Raw genomic sequence first — 19,871 nt, 5'->3', positions numbered from 1 at the left:
CGGACCCGGACCGGGACCCGGACCGGGACCGGGCGGGACCGGGCGGGACCGGGAGCAGACGTGACCGGACGGGGCCCGGACCGCCTACCGCGCCGGGACCAGCACCAGGGCGCTGCCGCCGCCCCGGCGGGCGGGTTCGGCGACGGCCTGGAGCCTCCCCCCGCCGAGGAACTCCACCGCGGTGGCCGCGCCGATCTCCGGGTTGAGGGCCAGGCTGTGGCCGCGCGCGCTCAGCTCGGCGCCGTGGCGGTCGATGAACGCCTGCTCCGCCTGGGTCTGGGCGGTGTTGCGCTGGGTGGCCCGGGGCGCGGCGACGGCCTCGGGCAGGGACATGCCGAGCTCCCAGCGGTTGACCAGGATCTGCAGCACGGTCGTGATGATCGTGGATCCTCCGGGCGAGCCCAGCGCGAGCACCGGCTTCCCGCCGTCCAGGACGATCGTCGGCGCCATGGACGAGCGGGGCCGCTTGCCGGGGCCGGGCAGGTTCGGGTCGCCGGGGGCCGGGCCGAAGGTGAAGTCGGTCAGCTCGTTGTTGAGCAGGAACCCCCGGCCGGGCACGACGATGCCGTTGCCGCCGGTGGACTCGATGGTGATGTTGTAGGCCACCACGTTCCCCCAGCGGTCCGCCACCACCAGGTGGGTGGTCTCCGGCCCCTCGGGGGCCTGCTGCGCGGTCGCCGCCGGGGTGGCCGCCGGGCACGGCCCGTAGTCCCCGTCGGGCTCGCCGGCCGGGGCCGGGTGCGCCATCGCCCGCTCGGTGACCAGGCAGGCGCGCTCCTTGGCGAAGCCGTCGGACAGCAGCTGCCGCAGGGGCACGCCGGGCACGTCGCCGACGTACTTCCCCCGGTCGGCGAAGGCGAGCCGGGAGGCCTCCAGGTACTCGTGCAGGCCGACCTCCGGCAGCGCCTGGAGGATGTTCAGCGCCTCGCCGACCGTGGAGCCGCCCGAGGACGGGGGCGCCATGCCGTAGACGTCCATGCCCCGGTAGGAGACCTTGGTCGGCGGCCGCTCCAGCGCCCGGTAGGCCGCGAGGTCCGGCAGCTCCATCAGCCCCGGCCGGACGGTGCGGGTGGACCCGGGCGCCACCGGCGGCCTCTTCACGGTGGCCACGATCTCCTCGCCGAGCCGCCCGCCGTACAGCCAGCGGGGGCCGTACCGGCCGAGCAGGCGGTAGGTCTCGGCCAGCTCGGGGTTGCGGAAGGTCGAGCCGACCTTCGGCGGCGCGCCGCCGGGGAGGAAGAGCTTCGCGGTGGAGGTGAAGTCCGCGAAGCGGGCGGCGTTGGCCGCGGTCTGGTCGTGGAACGTCTGGTCGACCGTGAACCCCCTGCGCGCGACCTCGATCGCGGGCTGCAGCGCCTGGCGGAGCGAGAGCGTGCCGAAGCGGCGCAGCGCCAGCTCCCACTGGGCCACGCTGCCGGGCACGCCGGCCGACAGGCCGCTGGTGACGGCCTCCTCGAACGGGATCCCCTCCAGGGAGGCCGCCGTCATCGCCGCCGGGGCCGTCTCGCGGCCGTCGATCGTGTGGACCTTCTTGCGCCGCGCGTCGTAGTAGAGGAGGAAGCCTCCTCCGGCCAGCCCGGCCGAGTAGGGCTCGGTGACCCCGAGCACGGCCGCCGCGGCGACCGCCGCGTCCACGGCGTTGCCGCCGCGGCGCAGCACCCGCAGTGCGGCCTCGCTCGCGTCGAGGTCCACGGTGGAGACCGCGCCGCCGTACCCCTCGGCGACGGCCGTCTTGCCGGTCTTCCCGGTTCCGCCGACCGTCTCGGCCGGCGGGGCCGCCGCGGCGGGCTGGGTGAGCACGGCGGAACCGGCGAGCAGAACCCCGACCAGCGGTACGGCAGAGCGATGAGTGATCATATGTCCTCCCGCGCTGAGCTTTACCCAACTTGTCAGTGTTGTCAGCACCTGTACCGCCGAAGATGTAGCGGCTCCTCCGTCACCGGAAGGACGCCCAGGTCGGGGGTGCGGGTTAGGGTGCTGGCGTGCGCTCCCGACCCCGCTGGACCGACCGGCTGCTCCCGATCATCGTGGGAGCCGTACAGGTCGCGTCCAACTCCCAGGCGGAGCTGAACCAGCCGGGCAGCGTCCCGGCGGACCCGCTCGGTGACGCCCTGCTGCTGGGCGGAGGGCTCGCGCTGGCCCTGCGCCGCCGCCAGCCGGTGCTCACCCTGGTCCTCACCATGGCCACGATGGTCGTCTTCGTCAGCCGGGGCCACGCCTACGGGCCGATCTTCTTCAGCCCCGGCATCGCGCTCTTCAACGCCCTCCTCCGCGGCCACCGGCGGGCCGCCTGGACCGCCGCCGCCGCGGACTACGTGTTCTTCCTCGTGCACACCACCTGGCTGGCGCCCGTACCCAGCCCCGGCCTGTGGCACTCCATCGCGATCGCGGCCGTCATGGGCGTCCTGATGGCGGGGGGCGAGTTCGTCCGGGTCCGGCGCGAGCGCGAGGCCGAGCGCCGCAAGGCCGAGGCCGAGCACCGGGCCGAGCAGGAGCGGACCGCGCAGGAGGAGGCCCGGCGGCAGGCCAGCGAGGAGCGGCTGAGCATGGCCCAGGAACTGCACGACGTGCTGGCCCACAACATCTCGCTCATCCACGTGCAGGCCTCCACCGCGCTGCACCTGATCGACGACCAGCCCGAGCAGGCCCGCACCGCGCTCGCCACGATCAAGCACGCCTCCAAGGACGTGCTCACCGAGATGCGTTCCGTGATCGGCGTGCTCCGCGACGGGGCGCCGCGCTCCCCCACCGCCGGGCTCGACCGGCTGGAGGAGCTGGTCGAGCGGAGCGGCCTGCCCGTCACCGTGGAGACCGCGGGCCGCGCGCGGCCGCTCCCGCCCGGCGTGGACCGGGCCGGGTACCGCATCGTGCAGGAGGCCCTCACCAACGCCCGGCGGCACGCCCCCGGCTCCACCGTCGCCGTCCTGCTGGAGTACGGTCCCGGTGAGCTGCTGATCCGGATCACCGACTCCGGCGGCGGACCGCCGGCCGCCGGCCCCGACCGGGATCTGGGCGGCGGCAACGGCATCCCCGGCATGCGCGAGCGTGCCGCCGCCCTCGGCGGCACGCTGACCGCGGGCCCCTGCGGGCGGGGGTTCCGCGTCGAGGCCAGGCTGCCCGCGCCGGGACAGCCGGAGGAGGCACTGTGATCAGGATCGTCCTCGCCGACGACCAGGCCCTGGTCCGGGCCGGGTTCCGGGCGCTGCTCGACGCCCAGCCCGACATGACCGTGGTCGGCGAGGCCGCCGACGGGGCCGAGGCCCTCGCCCTGGCCGCGCAGCACAGGCCGGACGTGGTCCTGATGGACGTCCGGATGCCCGGCATGGACGGCCTGACCGCCACCCGGCGCATGCCGCCCGGCCCGAGGATCGTCATCCTGACCACGTTCGAGCTGGACGAGTACGTCTTCGAGGCCCTCCGCGGCGGCGCCAGCGGCTTCCTGGTCAAGGACACCGAGCCCGCCGAGCTGATCCAGGCCGTCCGGGTGGTCGCCGCCGGCGACGCCCTGCTCTCCCCCGGCGTCACCCGGCGGCTGATCTCCGAGTATGCCAGCCGCGCCAAGGAGCCCGCCGCCGCGCTCGACCTGTCCGCGCTGACCGACCGCGAGCGCGAGGTCCTCGCCCTGGTCGGCACGGGCATGACCAACGACGAGATCGCCCGGGAGCTGTTCATGAGCCCGGCCACGGCCAAGACCCACGTCAGCCGCGCCATGACGAAGCTCCAGGCCCGCGACCGCGCCCAGCTCGTCGTCATCGCCTACGAGTCCGGCCTGGTCCGCCCCGGCTGGGCCTGAGGACGCCCGGCGCCGCCGCGGACGGGGCCGGTCACGGGCGGGCCGCCCCGGCCGGGCCCGAGGACGCGGCCGTCCGGGGCGGAGGGGTCCCGGACGGGGCGGGCCCGGGGTCACGCGGACGTAGCCCTCGGTGAGTGGAATGTGACTGTTCGCGCCCTCCCGGGGCGGCTAGCGTGCGGACCGTGGGCACCTGGGCGGGGGGCGTTCGTTGAGCGTGGAGGCGGTCGCGCTGTTCACCGGGGGGTTCGCCGCCGGGCTGGTGGCGGGCACCGCGTCGTGCGCGGCGGTGCAGGGCGGGCTGCTGGCGGGGCTGGCCTCCGGGGCGCCCCGGGGGCCCTCCGGGGCGGCCCGGGAGCACCGGCCCTCCTCGGGCCGCGGGTCCGTCCTGCTGTTCCTGGCCGGGCGCCTCGCCTCCCACACGGCCGCCGGGGCGCTGCTGGGACTGCTGGGCTCCGCCGTCCGGCCGTCCCCCGCGGCGCGGGCGGCGCTGCTCGTCGCGACCGGGATCGCGGTGGCCTGCTTCGGGATCCGGATGCTCGTCCGCCGGCCCGCCGCCTGCTCCGGGGACGCGCCGCCCGGGGCCGCCGCGCCGCCGGACGCGGGACGGGCCCTGCTGCTGGGGGCCGCGACGGTCCTCGTGCCCTGCGGGGTCACGCTCGGCGTCGAGGCCGCGGCGGTCTCCACCGGCTCGGTGGCGGGCGGGGCCGCGGCCCTGGCCGGGTTCGCGGTGGGCAGCTCGCCCGCGTTCGCCCTGCTCGGCCTGGTGCTGCGGCGGGTGGCCACGGGCCGGCCGGCGGCGGTGGCGGGGGTGGCCGTGCTGGTCGCCGGCGTGTGGACGGCCGGTTCCGGGCTGCGGCTGGGCGGCTGGACGCCCGCCCCGGGCGGCGCGGCGGCGGCCGCGCCGGCGGTCCCGTCCGCCGGAGCCGGCGGCGTCCAGCGGATCGAGGTCTGGGCGACGGGCCGCGGCTACCGGCCGGGGGTCGTCACCGCCCGCGCGGGGGTGCCCGTCGAGCTCGTCTTCCGTCTCTCCGGCGCCCCCGGCTGCACCCGGACGCTCACCGTCGACGGCCGTGACGTGGTCCTCCCCGCGGTCGTACGGCTCGCCCCGCACGGTCCGGGCACGCTGCGCTACGTCTGCTCCATGGGGATGTACGTGGGCTTCGTGAACTTCGTCGGATAAATCCCCGCCACGGAAGCGGTGATTACGCTCCGCGTCCGATCGGTCACATGCGAATCTGTGCCTTGTCGGCGGGACGTCGGCGAGGAGGACGACATGAGGTGGTGGCCGGACGACCCGGGGACGGCGACACCGGCCATGGTGCCCGCCCCCCGGGGCGCCGAGGACGGTGACCTGGACGGGGCGGACGACGCCGCCCTGGTGCTGGCCGCGCAGGGCGGGGACGTGCGCGCCGCGCACCTGCTCGGCCGCCGCCACGCGCAGCGGGGCGACCGCTCGGCGGCCCGGCACTGGTGGGAGCGGGCGGCGGCCGGGGGCGACCTGGACAGCGCCTTCAACCTCGGCGTGTGGCACGAGAAGCACGGCAGCCTCGACGAGGCCGCGTGCTGGTACGAGCTGGCCGCGGCCGGCGGCGACGCCGAGGCCGCGCTGAACCTGGCGACGCTCCTGCTGGACGGGCACGGCGACCTGACCGCGGCCCGGCACTGGTTCGAGACCGCGGCCCGGGCGGGCTCCCGGCCCGCGGCCCGGCGGCTCGCCCTGCTCTGCGAGGACGCCGGGGAGACCCGGCAGGCCGCGGAGTGGCACCGCGGGGCCGCACTGGACGGCGATCTGGCCTCCGCCCACGACCTGGGCTTCCTCTGCTACGCCTGCGGGGACGAGGACGAGGCGCTGCGCTGGTGGGAGACGGCCGCCCGGGCCGGCCACACCGACGCCGCCTACCATCTCGGCCTGCTCCTGGCCGCGCACCGCGACCCCGAGGGCGCCGAGGTGTTCTACCGGCTGGCCGCCCGGGAGGAGCATCCCGGGGCCGCCTCGCGGCTCGGCGGGATCGCGCTCTCCCGCGGCGACCTGCGGGCCGCCCGGGCCTGGTTCGAGCAGGCCGCGCAGGCGGGGCGGGTCGGCGACCAGCGGACGGCCGGGTTCGTCTGCGTGGAGCTGAAGGACACCGAGGCGGCGGGCCACTGGTTCGGCCGGGCGGCGGCCTGCGGCGACGCGGAGGCCGCCTTCAACTTCGCGCTGCTGCTCATCGCGGAGCGGGGCGACCTGGAGGGCGGGCGGCACTGGTTCCGGCAGGCGGCGCTGGCGGGGCACCGGCAGGCGGCGGCCGAGCTGGCCGCGCTGCTCTCGGTGACCGGCTCGGCTCCCGAGCTCTCCGACCTCTACGCGGCCGACCCGTGGCCGCAGGCCGCGCCGTCCTCGCCGTGGGACCGCACCGCCGAGCCCGAGCTGGTCGCCCGCGCGGAGCTGACCGCCGCCGCGGCGGGCCGCCGGGGCGGTGTCCCGCTCCGCGCGGAGGAACTGGCCGAGATCCTCGGCACCTGGGACCTGGTGACCCGGCCGCTGCACGACCACACCGGCGTCGTGGCGTGGCTGACCGAGCGGAGCGGCCTGCACCGCAGCTCCGTCGAACACCTCGGCGCGGTCCGCGCCACGCTGTTGCGGCCGGGAAGCGCCCCCTGGCCGACCCCGGCCGAGGTCGAGCACGTCCTGGTCACCGCCCGCGAGCTGCGCGCCCGCCTGGAAACCGGCTGACCCCGGAGCGGGCCGCCCCGGCCCGCCCCGGCCCGCCCCGGCCGCGGAGGCGCGGCACCCCGGCTCACGGCGGCCGCGGAGGAACGGAACGGCACGCAGCCCTGGCGCGCGGCGGGCGCGGTCGGGTGTAATGGTCGCGACGGTAGATCAGGGGTAACGGCGCAGACCGACGAGGACACGGTGACCTGCTGATGACGACCGCGGTGGACCGGCTCGCGCCGGGCGACCACGTCTGCTGGGCTTTCCGCGGCGACGACGAGCGCCTGACGACCATGCTGGACTTCGTCGACGCCGGCCTGCGGGCGGGCGAGAAGGTGATGTGCTTCACCGACGGGACCGCGCCGCGGACGCTGCGGTCGGCGCTCGCGGACCGCGGGGTGGACGTCGGGACCGCCGGCGCCCTCGGCCGGGTGGCGTTCCACACCGCCGACGACTCCTACCTCGCCACCGGGCGCTTCGACGCCGAGGCGATGCTGGACGGCTGGCGCGGGCAGCTGGTCCGGACGCGCCGGGAGGGATACCCGGGCCTGCGGGTGATCGCGGACATGGCGTGGGCCGCACGTTCCCCGCGGGTGGACGGCACCGAGCGGCTGGCCTGGTACGAGGCGCAGGCCGGCCGGATCTTCGCCGACGGGTACGCCACCGTGGTCTGCATGTACGACCAGCGGCTGTTCGCGGACGACCGGCTGCGCGGCATCGCCGCCGCCCATCCCGCGACCGTCTCCCCCCGCACCGCGGACGACTGGCGCCCGCGGCTGCGGCTGGCGCGCACCGCCGACCCGGTGGGGCTGCGCCTGACCGGCGAGGCCGACCGCACCTGCAGGGACGCCCTGGAGGCGGTCCTGGCCGGGCTGGCCGAGGACCTGCCCGCCGACGGCCCGGTGACCGTTGACCTGGGCGGGCTGGCCTTCGCCGACGCCGGATGCGCGGCGGCGCTGGCGCGCGCCGCCGGCGCCCTGCCGTACGGCATGCGGGTCGTGGGCGCCTCGGCCGCGCTGCGCAGGCTCCTCGGCCTGGTCGGGGCCGGAGCGCGCGGGCTGACGGTCCCGCTCGGCGCCGGCGGCGACGCCCCGGCCCGGCGGCGCGGGCCGCGCCCCCTCAGGAGCGGACGGCGCAGCCCGGCGCGGCCTCCTGCGCGGCGGGCCCGGGACGGCCGATCGACGGCATGCCGAGCATGACGCCGGAGCCCCCGGAGGCCGGGGCGCCCTGGCGGGCCTGCCAGGCGTCGCCCGCGCGGGTGCGGCGCAGCGCCAGCACGGGCCCGTCCGCCACCAGGTGGTGCGGCGCGGCGTAGGTCACCTCGACGCTGACCATGTCACCCGGGCGCGGGACCTCGTCGCCGGGGACGAAGTGGACCAGGCGGTTGTCGGGGGCCCGGCCGGACAGGCGGTGGGTGGCCTCGTCCTTGCGGCCCTCGCCCTCGGCCACCAGCACCTCGAGCGTCCGGCCGACCTGCTTCTTGTTCTCCTCCCAGGAGATCTCGTTCTGCAGCTCGACCAGCCGGTCGTAGCGCTCCTGCACGACCTGCTTGGGGACCTGGCCGTCCATGGTGGCGGCGGGCGTGCCGGGCCGGATGGAGTACTGGAAGGTGTAGGCGTTCGCGAAGCGCGAGGCGCGCACCACGTCCAGGGTGGCCTGGAAGTCCTCCTCGGTCTCGCCGGGGAAGCCCACGATGATGTCGGTGGAGATGGCCGCGTCCGGCATGGCGGCGCGGACCCGCTCGATGATGCCGAGGTAGCGCTCGGCCCGGTAGGAGCGGCGCATCGCCTTGAGGATCCGGTCGGAACCGGACTGCAGCGGCATGTGCAGCTGGTGCATCACGTTGGGCGTCTCGGCCATGGCCGCGATGACGTCGTCGGTGAAGGCCGCCGGGTGCGGGCTGGTGAAGCGGACCCGCTCCAGGCCCTCGACCTCGCCGCAGGCCCGCAGCAGCTTGCCGAAGGCGAGCCGGTCGCCGAACTCCACGCCGTAGGTGTTGACGTTCTGCCCCAGCAGCGTGACCTCCAGCACGCCCTGGCCGACCAGGGTCCGCACCTCGGCCAGGATGTCGCCGGGGCGGCGGTCCTTCTCCTTGCCCCGCAGCGACGGCACGATGCAGAAGGTGCAGGTGTTGTTGCACCCGACCGAGACCGACACCCACGCCGCGTAGGCGGACTCGCGCTTGGTCGGCAGCGTGCTGGGGAAGGTCTCCAGCGACTCCTTGATCTCGACCTGGGCCTCCTGCGCGATCCGGGCGCGCTCGAGGAGGACCGGCAGCGAGCCGATGTTGTGCGTGCCGAACACCACGTCGACCCAGGGCGCCCTGCGGACGATCTCGCCCTGGTCCTTCTGGGCCAGGCAGCCGCCCACGGCGATCTGCATGCCGGGGTTGCGCACCTTGGCGGGGCGCAGGTGGCCGAGGTTGCCGTAGAGGCGGTTGTCGGCGTTCTCCCGCACGGCGCAGGTGTTGAACACGACCACGTCGGCCGTGTCGCCCTCCGGGGCGGGGACGTATCCCGCGTCTTCCAGCAGGCCCGACAGGCGCTCGGAGTCGTGCACGTTCATCTGGCACCCGTAGGTACGGACCTCGTACGTGCGGGGGCTCTTGGCGGTGGCAGTCATCTCGGTATACAAGGGTAGGCGCTCCCCCGACCCGCGGCGCCCCCGAGCCGCCCCCCGGACGGCCGGGCGGGCCGCGTTCGGGCAGGTCGTGACCGGATCGGTACCGCAGGGTTAGCCTGGGGTGCCCTTTACGGAATTACGTTGGTCTCCATGACGCAGAACGGGGACGCGACTCCTCTTGTCGTGCTCGAAGGGGTCAACAAGCACTTCGGCAGCCTCCATGTGCTGCGCGACATCAACCTCACGATCTCGCGGGGCGAGGTGCTGGTGGTGATCGGCCCCTCCGGCGGGGGCAAGTCGACGCTGTGCCGTACGATCAACCGGCTGGAGACCATCGACGGCGGGACGATCACGTTCGACGGGCAGCCGCTCCCCGCCGAGGGGAAGGCGCTGGCCCGCCTCAGGTCCGAGGTGGGCATGGTCTTCCAGTCCTTCAACCTGTTCGCGCACAAGACGATCCTGGAGAACGTCACACTCGGACCGGTCAAGGTCAGGGGCGTCGACCGGGCCCGGGCCGAGCAGCGCGGCATGGAGCTGCTGGAGCGGGTCGGCATCGCCAGCCAGGCGGCGAAGTACCCGGCGCAGCTGTCCGGAGGCCAGCAGCAGCGCGTGGCCATCGCCCGGGCGCTGGCCATGGACCCCAAGATGATCCTGTTCGACGAGCCGACCTCCGCGCTGGACCCGGAGATGGTCCAGGAGGTGCTCGACGTCATGATCGAGCTGGCCCGCGACGGCATGACGATGATGGTCGTCACCCACGAGATGGGATTCGCCCGGCGCGCGGCCAACCGCGTGGTGTTCATGGCGGACGGGCAGGTCGTCGAGGAGAACACGCCCGACGAGTTCTTCACCAACCCCCGGACCGAGCGGGCTCAGGACTTCCTCTCCAAGATCCTGACGCACTGAGACCTTCCGGCCAGGCTGCTCACCCCGAATGAAGAAGAGGAAACGGAACATGCGAGTACTGCGTATCGGTGCGGCGATCGCCGCGGCCGGCGCGCTCACCCTGGGCCTCGCGGCCTGCGGGAGCGACAGCGGAGGCGGCGGCGACACCGCGGCCTACAGCTCGGTCGTCGACAAGGTCAAGGGCGCCAAGAAGGTCGTCGTCGGCACCAAGTGGGACCAGCCGAGCCTGGGCCTGAAGACCGGCGCCGAGCCGGAGGGCTTCGACGTCGAGGTCGCCAAGTACGTCATCAAGGAGCTCGCGGGCGGCGCGGACGTCGAGATCGAGTGGAAGGAGTCCGCGTCCTCCAACCGCGAGGCCTTCCTCGCCAACGGCACCGTGGACATCATCTTCGCGACCTACTCGATCACCGACAGCCGCAAGGAGAAGGTGACCTTCGGCGGGCCGTACATCGTGGCCCACCAGGACGTCATGGTCCGCGGCGACGACACCAGCATCACCAAGCCCGAGGACCTCAAGGGCAAGCGCATCTGCCAGGCCGCCGGCTCCAACTCCTACAAGCGGATCACCGACCCGCCGCCGGACGGCGAGCTGGACCTGGACGCCGAGCTGGTGGGCGCCGCCAACTACTCCGAGTGCGTGCAGAAGCTCGGCGGCAACAACCTGGACGCGGTGACGACCGACGACCTGATCCTGGCGGGCTTCGCCAAGCAGGCCGGCGGGAACTTCAAGATCCTCGGCCAGCCGTTCACCGACGAGAAGTACGGCGTCGGCCTGAAGAAGGGCGACACCAAGACGTGTGAGGCCGTCAACGCGGCGATCACCAAGATGTACCAGGACGGCACCGCCCAGCAGCTGTTCCAGAAGTGGTTCGCGGGAGCCCAGGGCCTCAAGGCGCCGACGGGCGCCCCGCAGTTCGAGCCCTGCGCGTAGTCCGGCCCCACGCGAGCGGCCGGTGACCCCCGCCGGGGGGCACCGGCCGCCGCCGTCTTCGCTGTGGAGCACCATTGAATGATCTGATCAAGTACGCGCCGGACCTCGCCCTGGGCTTCCTGGAGAACATGAAGCTCGCGGCGGTGTGCGCCGTGCTCTCCCTCATCCTCGGCACGGTCCTGGTGTCGATGCGCGTGGCGCCGACGCCGGTCCTGCGCGCGGCCGGGACCCTCTACGTCAACATCGTGCGCAACACGCCGCTCACCCTCGTGCTGGCGTTCTCCGCGCTCGGACTCAGCGACACCCTCGGCCTGACCATCTCCGAGACGCCGCGCACCAACTCGTTCTGGCTGGTCGTGATCGGCCTGTCGGTCTACACCGCGGCCTTCGTCTGCGAGGCGCTGCGCGCGGGCATCAACACGGTGCCGCTCGGGCAGGCCGAGGCGGCTCGCGCCATCGGGCTCACCTTCCTGCAGTCCCTGCGGCTGATCATCCTTCCGCAGGCGTTCCGCACGGTGATCGCCCCCCTCGGCAGCGTGATCATCGCGATGATCAAGAACACCACGGTGGCGGTCGCGGGCGGCTACCTCGCCGAGTCGGCGTTCGTCATGAAGGACACCTTCGACGACACCGGCGCGTCGATCCCCATCTTCCTCGGCATCGCGGTGGCGTTCATGGTCGTGATCCTGCCGATCGGCTTCTTCACCGGCTGGCTGAGCCGGAGACTGGCGGTGGCCCGATGAGCAGCGCCTCCGTCCTCTTCGACGCCCCGGGCCCGCGCGCCCGGGTGCGCAACGCCGTCTACACGGTCGCCGCCCTGGCCGCGATCGCCGGCCTGCTGTACTTCGTCTACGCCAAGTTCGACGAGAAGGGGCAGTGGGAGGGCCGGATCTGGGAGCCCTTCCTGCGCTGGGAGACCTGGACGACGCACATCTTCCCCGGCCTGCTCGGCACGCTGGAGGCGGCGGGCCTGGCCGCGGTCCTCGCGCTGGCCTTCGGCGCCGTGTTCGGCCTGGCCCGCCTGTCCGACCACGCCTGGATCAGGATCCCCGCCGGCGCGGTCGTGGAGGTCTTCCGGGCCATCCCGCTGCTGCTGCTGATCTTCTTCATCTTCTACCTGGCGCCCAGCGTCCTGGGCGGCGCCGACTACGCCTTCATGGCGGTGGTCGCCGGACTGACCCTCTACAACGGGTCGGTGCTGGCCGAGGTGGTCAGGTCGGGCGTGCAGGCCGTGCCGCGCGGGCAGTCCGAGGCGGCCTACGCCGTCGGCATGCGCAAGAACCAGGTCATGCGGATGATCCTGCTGCCGCAGGCGGTGACCGCGATGATGCCCGCGATCGTGAGCCAGCTCGTCGTGCTGCTCAAGGACACCGCGCTGGGCTACATCATCGCCTACGTCGACCTGCTCAACACGGGCTTCAAGATCCTCCCCGCCGTCTTCTTCGGCTCGCTCATCCCGGCGGCGATCGTCATCGGGATCATCTACGTCGGCCTGAACCTGGCGCTGAGCGCCCTGGCCACGTGGCTGGAGCGGCGCAGCCGGCGCAGCCGGAAGACCGCCGCGGCCCCCGTCGCCCCGCCCGGGGCCGCCGGGGCGGCCGGCGGCGGCGTCTCCGGGATGGACTGACCGGACCGCGGGGAGGGCGGGCGCGCCGCCCTCCCCGCCCGCTCCGCTCCTCGCCCGCCGCGACCTCTGAACGTCATACCGGCGACACACGGCGTGTTATCGGGCAGGATTACGGCATGCCCGCAGAGCGTGATGTCCTGCCGTACGCCGCCTGGCCCTCCCCCATCTCCACCTCGGACGTCGCCCGTTCGGGGCTGCACCTGGGCTTCCCCACCGTGCTCGGCGACGAGGTGTGGTGGACCGAGGACCGCCCCGCCGAGGGCGGGCGGACCACGATCATGCACCGGGGCGCCGACGGCGCCCGGCACGAGCTGCTGCCCGCCCCGTGGAGCGCCAGGAGCCGCGTCCACGAGTACGGCGGGCGCTCCTACGCGGTGGTCCCCGGCCCGGGGCCCGACCGGAGCGTCGTCTTCGCCGACCAGGCCGACCAGCGCCTCTACCTGCTGGCGCCGGGCGCCGAACCCCGGCCGATCACCCCTGAGCCCGACCGGGAGGCCGGACTCCGCTACGCCGACCTGACCGTCCGGGACGGGCAGGTCTGGTGCGTCCAGGAACGCCACCACGACGGCGACGCCGCGGGCGGGGGCGGCAAGGTCAGCCGGTCGATCGTCTCCGTCCCCCTGCACGGCGGCGCAGAGCCGCGCGAGCGCGTCGCCGGGAGCGACTTCTACGCCTGCCCCGTCCTGTCCCCCGACGGCGAGCACCTGGCCTACATCTGCTGGAACCACCCGCTGATGCCGTGGAACGGCACCGAGCTGCGGGTCACCCGGCTGTCGGACGGCGCCTCCTGGACCGTCAAGGGCGGCGCCACCGAGTCCGTGCTGGCCCCGCAGTGGCGCGACGACCGCAGCCTCTATCTCGTCTCCGACTGGTCGGGCTGGTGGAACCTCTACCGGGTCGGCATCCACGGCACCTCCCCGCAGGCCCTCCACCCGGCCGAGGAGGAGTTCGCCGGGCCGCTCTGGCAGCTGGGCGGCTCGCCGTACGCGGTGCTGGACGACGGCCGGCTGGCGGTCCTGCACGGGCAGGGCGAGCTGCGGCTGGGCGTGCTCGACCCCGACAGCGGCACGCTCACCGACCTCGACGTGCCCTACGACGGGTGGCTGCCCGCCCTGGCCGCCGACGGGCGCACCCTCGCCGGGATCGGGTACGGCCCGGCGGTGCCCCGCTCGGTCGTCCGGGTGGACGCCGTGACCGGGCGGGTGGAGGCGCTCCGGCGCGACGTCGACGAGCTGCCCGACATCGCCTACCTCCCGGTGCCGCGCACCGTGGAGATCGAGGGGAGGTTCGGCCGCCGGGTGCACGCCCACGTCTACCCGCCGTCCAACCCCGAGGCCCGCGGGCAGGGCGCGCCGCCGTACGTGGTGTTCGTGCACGGCGGGCCGACCGGCTACAGCACGACGGCGCTCGACCTGGAGAAGGCGTTCTTCACCAGCCGCGGCATCGGCGTCGCCGACGTCAACTACGGCGGCTCCACCGGGTACGGCCGCGCCTACCGCGAGCGGCTGCGCGGCCAGTGGGGCGTGGTCGACGTGGAGGACGCGATCGCCGCGGCCGAGTGGCTGGCCGCCGAGGGGCTGGCCGACCCGGCGCGGATCGCGATCCGGGGCGGCAGCGCGGGCGGCTGGACCGTCATGGCGGCCTGCGCGCGCTCCGGCGCGTTCGCCGGGGGCGTCTCCTACTACGGGGTGAGCGCCCTCGGGCCGTTCGCCGAGACGACCCACGACTTCGAGTCCCGCTACGTGGAGTGGCTGGTCGGTCCGGCCGACCCCGTGCTGTACGGCTCCCGCGAACCACTCGGCCAGGTGGCCGGGGTGCGCTGCCCGATGCTCCTGCTGCAGGGCCTGGCCGACCCGGTGGTGCCGCCGGCCCAGTCGCAGGCGTTCGCCGACGCCCTGTCCGAGCGCGGCGTGCCCTGCACCTACATCACCTTCGAGGGCGAGTCCCACGGTTTCCGCCGCGCCGAGACGCGCAGCGCGGCGCTCGCCACCGAGCTGGCCTTCTACCAGCAGATCTTCTCCTGACAGCCGGCGCCCGGACCCGGCGCCCGCTCGCCCGGCCCGGCCGGCGCGGGACCTCCCGCTCCGGCCGGGCTCCGGCGTCCCCGCACCCGAGCGGCTTCCGTCGGCGTGCCCGCGCCTGAGGGCTGCCGCAGCGGTTCCCACCGGTATGCCCGCACCTGAACGCGGCCGCAGCGGCCCCATCGGTTGACGGGCGCCCTGCTGCCTTCTATGGTTCATTGGTGGAGTAACTAACCATAGAAGTAGGTGGTCATGTTCGACGACCGGAGCCCCATCTACCGGCAGATCGCCGAACGCATCAAGGCGGACGTGCTGAGCGAGGCGCTGAAGGGCGACGAGCAGGTCATGTCCACCAACCAGTACGCCGCCTTCTACCGGATCAACCCGGCGACGGCGGCCAAGGCGTTCCAGCAGCTGGTCGAGGAAGGCGTCCTCTACAAGAAACGAGGTATCGGCATGTTCGTCAGCCCGGACGCCCGGGACATGCTCCGGGCCGAGCGCAGGAAGAGCTTCTTCACCGACAGGGTCGATCCGATGGTCGCCGAGGCCAGAGCCGTCGGGATCCCGCTGGAGGACGTGATCGAGCGCATCAGGGAACTGGAGGGGCGATGAGGATCGAGACCGAGGACCTGGTCCTGCGCTACGGCGAGACCACGGCGATCGACGGCCTGACGCTGGAGCTGGAGGGCGGGAAGATCTACGGGCTGCTCGGCCGGAACGGGTCGGGCAAGACGAGCCTGCTCTCGATCCTGGCGGCCTTCCGCCGGCAGACGGCGGGCAGCGTGCGGATCGACGGACGGCCCGTGTTCGAGAACGCCGCCGTCACCTCCCGGATCAGCCTGATCCGGGACAACGGCGAGACCGTCGACATCGGCACCGCCGAGGACGCGATCTTCTTCGCCGAGTGGCTCCGCCCGGACTGGGACGGCGCCTACGCCCGCTCGCTGCTGGACCTGTTCGGCATCGACCCGAAGAAGAACGTCAAGGAGATGTCCAAGGGGCAGCGCTCGGCGCTGGGCGTGGTCATCGGCCTGGCCGGCCGGGCGCCGCTGACCATGTTCGACGAGTCGTACCTGGGCATGGACGCGCCCTCCCGGCAGGCCTTCTACGACGCGCTGCTCGCCGACTACATGGCGCACCCCCGCACGATCATCATGTCCACCCACCTCATCGAGGAGGTCAGCCCCCTCTTCGAGGAGGTCGTGATCATCGACAGGGGCCGGCTGGTCGCGCACGAGGAGAGCCACACCCTGCTGGCCCGGGGAACGGCCGTGACCGGGCCCGTCGCACAGGTCGAGGCGTTCACCGCCGGGCTGAAGGTGCTCGGCACCAGGCGGCTCGGCCCGACCGCGTCGGCGATGGTCTACGGCGACCTCGACGACGCCCGGCGCGGACAGGCCGCCGCGGCGGGGCTCGACCTCGGGCCGATCGCCATGCAGGACCTGTTCGTCCACCTGACCGGAGGACCCGGAGCACCCGGGGCCCCCGGAACCGGAGAAGAGTCCCCCGCCGCAGAGCTCCGCACCGGAGAGACCCGATGAGATTCCCCACCCGGCTCCTCGCCGCCAACGCCTACTTCGCCCTGCTGCTGTTCGCCGGCTACGTCGTGGTCGTCGCCGTGATCGCGGCCGGCGTCGCGGTCTTCGGCACGCTCAGCCAGAGCGCCTGGGAGGCCGCCGTCCAGCTGCCCCGGTGGTACGCCCTGTTCACCGGGGTGGCCCTGGTCCGGCAGTATCTGCCGATGTACGTCGCGCACGGGCAGACCCGCCGCCAGTTCGGCGCCCAGGCCGCCGTCACCGTCGCGCTGTTCGCCCCGTTCCTGTCCGCCCTGATCACGCTCGGCTACCTGCTGGAGGCGCTGGTCTACAACCTGGCCGGCCGGCCGCAGGCCCTCGACAAGGTCCACCTGTTCACCGAGCCGACGCAGGTGCCGCTCGTCTTCGTCGAGTATCTGCTGGAGTTCGTCACCTGGATCGTCTCGGGAACCTTCATCGGGGCCGGCTTCTACCGGTGGGAGGGCGGCGGGCTGCTGCTGATCCCGGTCGGGATCGGCCTGCTGCTGCTCAACGAGGGCGCCGTCGGCACCGACCACCTCGGCCTGCCGTTCATCGGTGACCGGCTCGCCCTCGACCTGCCCCACTCCCTGGGACTGGCGCTCGGCGTCGGCGCCGCCACCTTCGTGCTCGGCCTCGCGCTGACCTGGTCGATCATCCGCGACATGCCGATACGCAACCGGAAGTCGTGAACGGAGCCGGAGCGGCGGCTCCGGCGGACGGCCCGGCGGCCCCTCGAAGGGCCGCCGGGTCCCGCCACGGGAGGCGGACCCCTCCGCGGAGAGGCGGACCGCCCCGCGGCCGGCGGGCACGGTGGTCTCCCCGGCCCCGTCCGGGAGCCGCCCCGCCGCTGCCCCTGCCGGGAGGGAACCGGGCCCTACCGGGCGAACTCGATGGCGCGGGACTCGCGGACCACGGTGATGCGGATCTGCCCCGGGTAGGTGAGCTCCTCCTCGATCTGCTTGGCCACGTCGCGCGCGATGACCGAGGCCTGGATGTCGTCGACCGCGTCGGGCTTCACCATGACCCGGATCTCACGGCCCGCCTGCATGGCGAAGACCTTCTCCACGCCCTCGTAGGACTGGGCGATCTCCTCCAGCCGCTCCAGCCGCTTGACGTAGGCCTCCAGCGACTCGCGGCGCGCCCCCGGGCGGCCGCCGCTGATCGCGTCGGCCGCCTGGGTCAGCACCGCCTCCACCGTGCGGACCTCGACCTCGTTGTGGTGCGCCTCGATCGCGTGCACGACGTCCTCGTGCTCGCCGTACCGGCGGGCGATCTCCGCGCCGATCAGTGCGTGGCTGCCCTCGACCTCGTGGGTGAGGGCCTTGCCGATGTCGTGCAGGAGCGTGCAGCGCTTGAGCAGCATCTGGTCGAGCTTGAGCTCGGCCGCCATGATCCCGGCGATGTGCGCGGACTCGACGAGGTGGCCGAGCACGTTCTGCCCGTAGGAGGTGCGGTAGCGCAGCTGGCCGAGGAGGGCGACCAGCTCCGGGTGCATGTCGGTGATGCCCAGCTCCACCAGCGCGTCCTCGCCCGCGCGCACGCACAGCTCCTGCACCTCCGCCTTGCTGCGCTCGTAGGCGTCCTCGATGCGCTGGGGGTGGATGCGGCCGTCCAGGACCAGCTTCTCCAGGGTCAGCCGGGCGATCTCCCGGCGGACCGGGTCGAAGCAGGACAGCAGCACCGCCTCGGGGGTGTCGTCGATGATGAGGTTGACGCCGGTGGTCGACTCGAAGGCGCGGATGTTGCGGCCCTCGCGGCCGATGATGCGGCCCTTCATCTCGTCGCCCGGCAGGTGGAGCACGCTGACGACGGACTCGGCCGTCTGCTCGGTGGCCACGCGCTGGACGGCCAGCGTCACGATCTTGGCTGCGCGCTTCTCACCCTCTCGGCGCGCCTCGCTCTCGATCTCCCGCACGATCAGCGCGGCCTCGCGCTTGGCCTGGTTCTCGATCTCCCTGACCAGCTCGGCCTTGGCCTGGGCGCTGGTCATCCCGGCCGCGCGCTCCAGGACGGCCCGGCGCTCCTCGGCGATCCGGTCGAGGTCGGCACGGCGGTCGGCCAGCTCGGTCTCGGTCTCGGCGAGCTTGCGGGCCCGCTCCGCCTGGCGCCGGGCCTCCTCGTCGAGCCGCTGCTCCCGCTCGGCCAGCCGGCTCTCCCTGCGCTCCAGGTCGGCGCGGAGCTCCTTGAGCTCGTACTTGAGCACCTTGGCCTCGGCCTCGACCTCCCGGCGCATCTGCGAGGCGTTCTCCGCGGCGATCTCGGAGCGGCGCAGGATCTCCCCGGCCTCCTTCTCCGCCCGGCTGCGCAGCTCGGCCGCCTCGCGCTTGACCTCCTCCAGCTCGGCGTAGACCTCGGCCAGCTGCTCGGGGGAGGGACCGCTCGTCCTGGCCGGGGCCTGCGTACGGCGCAGCAGCAGGACCAGCACGGCTATCGTCGTCCCGGCGAGCACCACGAGTGCCCCTGCCAACACGACGACCACAACCGGATCCATGCGCGCTCCGCCCTCCTCGCCTTGCCATCACCGAGCACCCGAGGGGTCACACGCACGGCACGGAAAGTCCAAGCGGTACAGCCACCAGGACAGATGTCAACCCAGGAGCGGCAGCGCGCCGGCCCTCCTGACCGGCACCTCGCCCGCCCGCGCCGTAAAGCTCGTTCGTCCGTAGTTCACCGTTATGACAATCCGCGCTGCGCGGAGTAACTCCTCACTGGAGTCGAGATTAAGCGTCGAAGAGGTAACGAGCAAGCAAAGGTCTCCTGGCCCGCGTGTTCCCCTCAGTCGAAAGGGCGGTCCGGATCTCAGCCGAAGGGGTGGTCCGGATCGGCCTCCCCGAGGGGGTCGTCCGTCCCTTCGGCCTCCAGTGCCTCACGGATCACCCGGAAGGCCAGACCGGGACCGTAGCCCTTGCGGGCGAGCATGCCCGCGAGCCGCCGCGTCCGGGCGGCGGGGTCGAGCCCGCGCGTCGAGCGGAGCTTGCGCTCCACGAGACGGCGGGCGGTCTCCGCCTCCTCCTCGGGGTCGAGGCGCCCGACCGCCTCCTTGACGGTGTCCTCGTCCACGCCGCGGTGCCGCAGCTCCGAGGCCAGCGCGCGCCGGGCCAGCCCCCGCCCGGCGTGGCGCGAGCTCACCCACGCCGCCGCGAACGCCTCGTCGTCGATGAGACCGACCTCGGAGAACCGCTCGAGCACGGCCTCGGCGGCGTCCTCGGGCACCTCCCGTTTGCGCAGGGCCTCCGCCAGTTGCGCCCGGGTGCGCGGCGCCGCGGTCAGCAGGCGCAGGCAGATCGCCCGCGCCACCGCCTGGGGGTCGGCGTCGGGGCCCCGGCTCGCCGGCGACCCCTCGACCGGCCCGTCCGGGAGGAAGCCCCCGGAACCGCTCCGAGACCGCCCCCGGCGGCTCCCGCGGTCACCGTCTCGGGCGCGCCGGGCGGATCGGCCGCCGCGGCGCCCCCCGCCTGCCGGTCCGTCGTCGCCTCCCGCGGCGGGCCCGTCCCCGACCGGGCCCGCGCCCGAGGTGAAGGCCTCCCAGGCGTCCGCCGGCGCCTGCGCTCCCGCCGCGCCGCGGCGGGAGCGGCGCGGACGCTCGCCGCGCCTGCCCGTTCCGGGGGGACCCGGGTCGGGCAGGGCCGCGCCGGGGGCGTCCGGCTCGGGCAGATCGGGCCAGGCCCCCCAGTCCCGCGGCCCGGCCCCGCCGGCCGGACCGGAGTCAGGTCCCGTCACCGT

Annotated in this window: 17 protein-coding genes; 13 read left to right on the top strand and 4 right to left on the bottom strand. The window is 74.1% G+C overall.

Going from position 1 to position 19,871, the window contains the following annotated elements:
• Positions 1-84: 84 nt before the first annotated feature.
• On the bottom strand, positions 85-1,857 hold the full coding sequence (gene ggt / locus ABD823_RS07395) for a gamma-glutamyltransferase (RefSeq protein ID WP_344857191.1): 1,773 nt from the start codon (positions 1,855-1,857) through the stop codon (positions 85-87).
• Between the two features lie 125 nt (positions 1,858-1,982).
• Here ggt and ABD823_RS07390 point away from each other — a divergent pair, with 125 nt between their 5' ends.
• The 5 genes from ABD823_RS07390 (at position 1,983) to ABD823_RS07370 (ending at position 7,684) form a co-directional block, all read left to right on the top strand.
• A complete protein-coding gene (locus ABD823_RS07390; protein ID WP_344857189.1) occupies positions 1,983-3,149 on the top strand; it encodes a sensor histidine kinase in 1,167 nt (388 codons plus the stop codon).
• Positions 3,146-3,793, top strand: a complete 648-nt coding sequence (locus ABD823_RS07385; RefSeq protein WP_344857188.1) for a response regulator — start codon at positions 3,146-3,148, stop codon at positions 3,791-3,793. The genes ABD823_RS07390 and ABD823_RS07385 overlap by 4 nt, the downstream gene beginning before the upstream one ends.
• A gap of 214 nt (positions 3,794-4,007) precedes the next feature.
• Positions 4,008-4,973, top strand: coding sequence for an urease accessory protein UreH domain-containing protein (locus tag ABD823_RS07380; protein ID WP_344857286.1), 966 nt, complete (start codon positions 4,008-4,010; stop codon positions 4,971-4,973).
• Between the two features lie 93 nt (positions 4,974-5,066).
• Positions 5,067-6,506 carry a tetratricopeptide repeat protein gene (locus tag ABD823_RS07375; RefSeq protein ID WP_344857186.1) on the top strand — a complete coding sequence of 480 codons (1,440 nt, stop codon included), beginning with the start codon at positions 5,067-5,069 and terminating at the stop codon, positions 6,504-6,506.
• 191 nt (positions 6,507-6,697) lie between these two features.
• Complete coding sequence (locus tag ABD823_RS07370; protein ID WP_344857185.1) at positions 6,698-7,684, top strand: MEDS domain-containing protein; 987 nt, start codon at positions 6,698-6,700, stop codon at positions 7,682-7,684.
• On the opposite strand, the gene miaB is transcribed toward ABD823_RS07370, so the two are convergent.
• Entirely contained in the window at positions 7,605-9,107 is a 1,503-nt protein-coding gene (gene miaB / locus ABD823_RS07365; protein ID WP_344857183.1) for a tRNA (N6-isopentenyl adenosine(37)-C2)-methylthiotransferase MiaB, read from the bottom strand. The genes ABD823_RS07370 and miaB overlap by 80 nt on opposite strands.
• 150 nt (positions 9,108-9,257) lie before the next feature.
• Between miaB and ABD823_RS07360 the strand changes: the two genes are divergently transcribed.
• The 8 genes from ABD823_RS07360 (at position 9,258) to ABD823_RS07325 (ending at position 16,837) form a co-directional block, all read left to right on the top strand.
• Complete coding sequence (locus ABD823_RS07360; protein WP_344857181.1) at positions 9,258-10,013, top strand: amino acid ABC transporter ATP-binding protein; 756 nt, start codon at positions 9,258-9,260, stop codon at positions 10,011-10,013.
• Between the two features lie 49 nt (positions 10,014-10,062).
• A complete protein-coding gene (locus ABD823_RS07355) occupies positions 10,063-10,944 on the top strand; it encodes a glutamate ABC transporter substrate-binding protein (RefSeq protein WP_344857179.1) in 882 nt (293 codons plus the stop codon).
• Between the two features lie 74 nt (positions 10,945-11,018).
• Positions 11,019-11,687 carry an amino acid ABC transporter permease gene (locus ABD823_RS07350; protein ID WP_344857178.1) on the top strand — a complete coding sequence of 223 codons (669 nt, stop codon included), beginning with the start codon at positions 11,019-11,021 and terminating at the stop codon, positions 11,685-11,687.
• Positions 11,684-12,571, top strand: coding sequence for an amino acid ABC transporter permease (locus ABD823_RS07345; protein ID WP_344857177.1), 888 nt, complete (start codon positions 11,684-11,686; stop codon positions 12,569-12,571). The genes ABD823_RS07350 and ABD823_RS07345 overlap by 4 nt, the downstream gene beginning before the upstream one ends.
• 116 nt (positions 12,572-12,687) lie before the next feature.
• Positions 12,688-14,595, top strand: a complete 1,908-nt coding sequence (locus ABD823_RS07340; RefSeq protein WP_344857175.1) for a S9 family peptidase — start codon at positions 12,688-12,690, stop codon at positions 14,593-14,595.
• A 249-nt stretch (positions 14,596-14,844) separates the two neighbouring features.
• Entirely contained in the window at positions 14,845-15,204 is a 360-nt protein-coding gene (locus ABD823_RS07335) for a GntR family transcriptional regulator (RefSeq protein ID WP_344857174.1), read from the top strand.
• Positions 15,201-16,133, top strand: a complete 933-nt coding sequence (locus tag ABD823_RS07330; protein WP_344857172.1) for an ATP-binding cassette domain-containing protein — start codon at positions 15,201-15,203, stop codon at positions 16,131-16,133. Before ABD823_RS07335 ends, ABD823_RS07330 begins: the two co-directional genes overlap by 4 nt.
• Positions 16,130-16,837, top strand: coding sequence for a hypothetical protein (locus ABD823_RS07325; RefSeq protein WP_344857171.1), 708 nt, complete (start codon positions 16,130-16,132; stop codon positions 16,835-16,837). The genes ABD823_RS07330 and ABD823_RS07325 overlap by 4 nt, the downstream gene beginning before the upstream one ends.
• Before the next feature lie 185 nt (positions 16,838-17,022).
• Here ABD823_RS07325 and rny read toward each other — a convergent pair whose 3' ends face one another.
• Together rny and recX are read right to left on the bottom strand one after the other, a co-directional pair.
• On the bottom strand, positions 17,023-18,639 hold the full coding sequence (rny, locus tag ABD823_RS07320) for a ribonuclease Y (RefSeq protein ID WP_344857169.1): 1,617 nt from the start codon (positions 18,637-18,639) through the stop codon (positions 17,023-17,025).
• A gap of 308 nt (positions 18,640-18,947) precedes the next feature.
• Positions 18,948-19,868 carry a recombination regulator RecX gene (gene recX, locus ABD823_RS07315; RefSeq protein WP_344857168.1) on the bottom strand — a complete coding sequence of 307 codons (921 nt, stop codon included), beginning with the start codon at positions 19,866-19,868 and terminating at the stop codon, positions 18,948-18,950.
• Positions 19,869-19,871: the final 3 nt, after the last annotated feature.

This window comes from Planomonospora alba (assembly GCF_039534085.1).
GTDB classification, from domain to species: Bacteria; Actinomycetota; Actinomycetes; order Streptosporangiales; family Streptosporangiaceae; genus Planomonospora_B; species Planomonospora_B alba.
The sequence above is the reverse complement of the archived record's forward strand: the minus strand, read 5'-3'. Positions and strand labels throughout refer to the sequence as shown.